Origin of the sequence: Promicromonospora sp. NPDC060271 (assembly GCF_042726755.1) — a bacterium.
Lineage (GTDB): Bacteria > Actinomycetota > Actinomycetes > Actinomycetales > Cellulomonadaceae > Promicromonospora.
In genome coordinates this window covers 1-5,685 of record NZ_JBHXBG010000252.1, presented here as the reverse complement: position 1 = coordinate 5,685, position 5,685 = coordinate 1, and the positions used below count along the sequence as shown (strand labels likewise).

Annotated in this window: 4 protein-coding genes; all 4 read left to right on the top strand. The window is 69.6% G+C overall.

Going from position 1 to position 5,685, the window contains the following annotated elements; all coding sequences use genetic code 11:
* Positions 1-944 (top strand): carbohydrate ABC transporter permease (locus ACFWE2_RS24190; protein WP_377226760.1); only part of this gene is annotated, 944 nt, incomplete at its 5' end.
* A 1-nt stretch (position 945) separates the two neighbouring features.
* Complete coding sequence (locus tag ACFWE2_RS24185; protein WP_377226759.1) at positions 946-1,836, top strand: carbohydrate ABC transporter permease; 891 nt, start codon at positions 946-948, stop codon at positions 1,834-1,836.
* A gap of 55 nt (positions 1,837-1,891) precedes the next feature.
* Complete coding sequence (gene yicI / locus ACFWE2_RS24180; RefSeq protein WP_377226758.1) at positions 1,892-4,159, top strand: alpha-xylosidase; 2,268 nt, start codon at positions 1,892-1,894, stop codon at positions 4,157-4,159.
* On the top strand, positions 4,156-5,592 hold the full coding sequence (locus ACFWE2_RS24175) for a GH1 family beta-glucosidase (RefSeq protein ID WP_377226757.1): 1,437 nt from the start codon (positions 4,156-4,158) through the stop codon (positions 5,590-5,592). The genes yicI and ACFWE2_RS24175 overlap by 4 nt, the downstream gene beginning before the upstream one ends.
* The last annotated feature ends 93 nt before the right edge of the window (positions 5,593-5,685 follow it).

Sequence of the window (5,685 nt, the reverse complement as noted above, 5' to 3'; positions counted from 1 at the left end):
CCTCCGGGGGCCCGCGAGCGCAGGGCGGCACGCGCCGCCGTCGTCGGCCGGAGTGGGTGGCGTACCTGCCGTACCTCCTGCCCGGTGCGGTCGCCTTCGTCGTGGTGATCGGGTACCCGCTCGTGACGAACGTGTACTTCAGCCTGTTCAAGTGGCGCGGTGGCATGGCGCCGCTGCGCTGGAACGGGCTGGGCAACTACGCGGACCTGCTGGGCGACGACAGGTTCTGGACGTCGTTCGGCAACTCGCTGGCGATGATCGTCGCGATGGTCCTGGTGCCGACGCTGCTGGGGCTGGTGCTCGCGGCGGTGCTGTTCGACTACCTCGGACGGCGGTTCGGCGCGCAGGTCTCCTCGGTGCTGCGGGCCACGTACTACCTGCCGCAGATCCTGCCGGTCGCGGTCGCGGGTGTGCTGTGGAACTGGATCCTGAACTCCCAGACCGGTGCGCTGAACGAGATCCTGCGCGGGATGGGGATCGCCGCGCCGCCCAACTGGCTCGGTGACCCCACCACGGCGCTGCCGTCGGTGATGCTCGTGCTGATCTGGGTCCAGATGGGCTACCCCGTCGTCATCTTCATGGCCGCGCTGCAGCGCGTGGACCCGGAGCTCTACGAGGCGGCCGAGCTCGACGGCGCCGGCTGGTGGGACCGGTTCCGGGCCATCACGGTGCCCCAGATCCGGCCCGAGACCTTCGTGGTCACGCTGACCTGCACGGTCGCGGCCCTGAAGGTGTTCGGACCCATCTACGTGCTGACGCGGGGCGGGCCGGAGAGCTCGACCCTCGTGCCCAGCTACTACTCGTACCTGAGCTTCTTCGACAAGTCCCAGGTCGGCTACGGCTCGGCGATCGCGACGGTGCTGACCCTCGTGATCGTCGTCGTGGCCGTGGTCATCCTCGGCCTGCAGAACCGGGCCGAACGACGTGAGAGGGAGGGGATCTGACATGGCTGTCGCCACGGACGTGCGACCGCCCACGCGGCAGGTACGCACCACCGCCGTCAACTCCCGCTACCGCCGTGGTGCGGGCCGCTGGCTCGTGCTGGCCGCAGCGGTGCTCGTGGGCCTCGCGGTCCTCGCGCCGTTCGGGATCATGGTGCTGAACGCCTTCAAGTCGCCGGGGGACTACGCGGCGAACGGGCCGCTGTCCTGGCCTTCCTCGCTCTACCTCGACGGGGTGGTGGCGTTCTGGGAGCGCACCGAGTTCCCGGTGAAGCTCTGGAACTCGGTGTTCATCTCGGCCGTCGTTGCCGTGCTGGGTGCTCTGCTCTCGCTGCTCAATGCGTACGCGATCGGCGTCGGCCGGGTGAAGGGGCGGCTGTGGATCGTCGCGCTGTTCCTGCTGGCGAACATGCTGCCGCAGGAGGCGCTGATCTACCCGCTGTTCACCATGGCGCAGTCGGTCGGCCTGTCGAACTCGCAGTGGTCGGTGATCATCATCTTCACCGTCATCCAGTCGGCGTTCGGCACCTACCTGCTGTCCTCGGTGCTCGGCACCTTCCCGCCCGCGCTGCTGGAGGCCGCGGCCCTCGACGGCGCGAGCCGGTGGCGCATCCTCTGGCAGGTCGTCTTCCCGATCGTGCGGCCGACGCTGTCGGTCCTGATGATCTTCTTCTTCATCTGGACCTGGAACGAGTTCTTCATCCCGCTGGTCATGCTGACCAGCAACGACACCCAGACGATCCCCATCGCCCTCGCCTCGCTGCAGGGCGATCGCATGATGGACGCGCCGACGATCAACGCGGGTTCGCTCGTCTCGCTCGTGCCCGCCGTCGTGTTCTTCCTCATCTTCCAGCGCACCCTGACCCGGGGCGTGACCGCCGGGGCGGTCAAGTGACCGCGCTCCACACCACCATTCCCTTCGCCCTACAGAGACGAGTGAGGCCCAAGCCATGAGATTCACCGACGGCTACTGGCAGCTGCGCCCCGGCGTCGAGATGCTCCGTCCCCAGGACGTCGACTCGGTCGAGGTCGGCGACGAGACCATGACGGTGTACGCGCCCACTGTGCCGATCACCAAGCGCGGCGACACCCTGAACCGTCCGCTCGTGACGGTCACGTTCAACGCACCCGCTGACGACGTCATCGGCGTGCGCATCGAGCACCACCAGGGCCGCCGCGACCCCGGCCCGCACTTCGGGGTCAACGCGGAGCCCGGCGCGGTCAAGGTGGTCGTGCCCGAGAGCGGCCCCGCCGAGCTCACGTCCGGCGGCCTGACCGCGCGCGTCGCCACCGCCGGACCGTGGCACGTCGACTTCATCGCCGACGGCGAGGTGCTCACCTCGTCGTCGGACCGGAGCATCGGGATCGCGAGCACGCCCGACGGCGACTTCGTGCACGAGCAGCTCGCGCTCGGCGTGGGCGAGCACGTCTACGGCCTGGGCGAGCGGTTCGGGGCGTTCGTGAAGAACGGCCAGAGCGTCGACATCTGGAACGAGGACGGCGGCACCGCGAGCGAGCAGGCCTACAAGAACGTGCCGTTCTACCTGACCGACCGCGGGTACGGCGTGTTCGTCGCCCACCCCGAGCGGGTCTCGTTCGAGGTCGGCTCCGAGGTCGTCAGCCGCACCCAGTTCTCGGTGGCCGGGCAGTCGCTCCAGTACTTCGTCATCCACGGCCCAACTCCCGCCGAGATCCTGCGCCGGTACACGGCCCTGACCGGACGGCCTGCGGTCGTTCCCGCCTGGTCGTACGGGCTGTGGCTGTCGACGTCGTTCACCACGAATTACGACGAGGAGACCGTCAACAGCTTCATCGACGGCATGGCCGAGCGGGACATCCCGCTCTCGGTGTTCCACTTCGACTGCTTCTGGATGCGGCAGTTCCACTGGTGCGACTTCGTGTGGGACCCGGCGACGTTCCCGGACCCGGAGGGCATGCTGGCCCGGCTGCACGACAAGGGCCTGAAGGTCTGCGTGTGGATCAACCCGTACATCGCCCAGCGTTCGCACCTGTTCCGCGAGGGCCAGGAGAAGGGCTACCTGGTCACGACGCCCGAGGGCGACGTGTGGCAGTGGGACAAGTGGCAGGCCGGCATGGGCCTCGTCGACTTCACCAACCCCGACGCCGCCGCGTGGTACCAGGACAAGCTGCGCGTGCTCCTGGGCCAGGGCGTCGATGCCTTCAAGACGGACTTCGGCGAGCGCATCCCCACCGACGTCGTCTGGCACGACGGGTCGGACCCGCAGCGCATGCACAACTACTACACCGCCCTGTTCAACAAGACGGTCTTCGACCTGCTCGAGGAGGAGCGCGGGCGCGGCGAGGCAGTGCTGTTCGCCCGGTCCGCGACCGCGGGCACGCAGGCCTTCCCCGTGCACTGGGGCGGCGACTGCGAGTCCACGTTCGTCTCGATGGCGGAGTCGCTGCGTGGCGGCCTGTCGCTGTCGCTGTCCGGGTTCGGCTACTGGAGCCACGACATCGGCGGCTTCGAGGGCACGCCCGACCCCGCTGTCTTCAAGCGGTGGGCGGCGTTCGGCCTGCTGTCCTCGCACTCGCGGCTGCACGGGTCCAGCTCCTACCGCGTGCCGTGGGCCTTCGACGACGAGGCGGTCGACGTCACCCGGAAGTTCACGAAGCTGAAGCTCCGGCTCATGCCGTACCTCGGGCGCCTCGGCCACGTGGCCGCGGAGGAGGGCCTGCCCGTCATGCGCCCCATGGTGCTCCAGTTCCCCGAGGACCGGACCGCCGCCTCCGTCGACACCCAGTACATGCTGGGGCCGTCGCTGCTCGTGGCTCCGGTCTTCCACGAGTCGCGCGCGGACTACTACGTGCCGGAGGGTGAGTGGACCCGCCTGCCCGACGTCGCCGCGGCCGGCCTGGCACCTACCGTCACCGGACCGCGCTGGGTGACCGAGGAGCACGGCTTCGACAGCCTCCCGCTGTTCGTCCGCCCCGGCACGGTGCTGCCCGTCGGCGCTCGCGACGACCGGCCCGACTATGCCTGGGCCGAGGGCGTGACGTTACGCTGCACCCGTCTGCCCGAGGGGTTCGACGAAGAGGTTGTGGTACCCGGCGGCACCGGCGCCCCCGCGACGTTCCGCGTGCGGTACGCGTCCGGCGTCGTGCAGGTGACCACTGAGGACGCCCCCGGTGAGTGGGGCGTCGAGTACGAAGGACGGACAGCACGGGCCACCGGCCCGGGAGAGGTGGCAGTGTGAGTGCACGGAGTTTCCCCCCGGAGTTTCTCTGGGGATCCGCGACGGCGTCGTACCAGATCGAGGGGGGCGCGACAGAGGGCGGGCGCGGCCCGTCCATCTGGGACACGTTCTCGCACACGCCCGGCAAGACGCTGAACGGCGACACGGGCGACGTCGCGGACGACCACTTCCACCGGTGGCAGGAGGACGTCGAGCACATCAAGAACCTGGGGCTCGGCGCCTACCGGTTCTCCATCGCGTGGCCGCGGGTGCAGCCGGGCGGCTCCGGCGAGTTCAACGCCGAGGGCATCCGGTTCTACTCGGACCTGGTGGACGGGCTGATCGCCGCCGGTGTGAAGCCGGTCGTCACGCTCTACCACTGGGACCTCCCGCAGGAGCTCGAGGACGCCGGCGGCTGGACCAACCGCGAGACGGCCTACGCCTTCGCGCGGTACGCCCGGAAGATGGCCGAGGAGCTCGGCGACCGCATCGACGTCTGGACCACGCTCAACGAGCCGTGGTGCTCGGCGTACCTCGGCTACGGCTCGGGTGTCCACGCGCCGGGCCGCACGGAGGCCCTTGCCGCGCTGCAGGCCGTGCACCACCTGAACCTGGCGCACGGCCTCGCGGTCCAGCAGATCCGCGAGGTGCTCGGCGACTCGGCCAAGACGTCGATCACGCTGAACCTGCACGTCCTGCGGCCGGACGACCCGTCGTCCGAGGCGGACCAGGCTGCCGTCCGCAAGATCGACGCGCTGGCCAACCGGGCGTTCCTGGCTCCGGTGCTGGAGGGTGCCTACCCGGCGGACCTGCTGGAGAACACCGCATCGGTCACCGACTGGTCGTTCGTGCTCGACGGCGACCTGGAGATCACCAAGCAGCCGCTCGACGTGCTGGGCGTCAACTACTACTCGACGACGCGGGTGCGCCACTTCGCCGGCGAGGGCGAGCGTCAGCAGGCCGACGGGCACAAGGACTCAGCCGGAACGCCCTGGCCCGCCGCCGAGGACGTCGAGTTCCTGCCGCAGCCCGGCCCGTACACCGCCATGGGCTGGAACATCGAGCCGGCGGGCCTCACCGACCTGCTGGTCTCGCTGCGCGACACCTACCCGGACCAGCCGCTCATGGTCACGGAGAACGGTGCGGCGTTCGAGGACACGGTGGTGACCGAGGACGGCGTGGCACGCGTGCACGACGTCGACCGGGTCGCGTACCTGCACGACCACGTCGAGGCGCTCGGCCAGGCCCGCGACAAGGGCGTGGACGTGCGTGGCTACTTCGCGTGGTCGCTGCTCGACAACTTCGAGTGGGGCTACGGGTACGACCGTCGCTTCGGCATCATCCGGGTCGACTACGACACGCTGGAGCGCACCTGGAAGGACTCCGCGCACTGGTACCGGCGGCTGGCCACGACGAACACCCTCCCGGGCACGGACGAGGTCTCCCCGGCCTGAGCGGGTGACCTGACTCCGGTCGGTTCCTGACGGGGTTCCCGTCACTCTGGTCGGGTCGCCGACGGGGCGCTGGCACTTCGGTCGGTTGCCTTG

Excerpts from the sequence above, each read along its gene's own strand:
- yicI (WP_377226758.1), top strand. The coding sequence starts at position 1,892 with ATGAGATTCACCGACGGCTACTGGCAGCTGCGCCCCGGCGTCGAGATG.
- ACFWE2_RS24185 (WP_377226759.1), top strand. The coding sequence starts at position 946 with ATGGCTGTCGCCACGGACGTGCGACCGCCCACGCGGCAGGTACGCACC.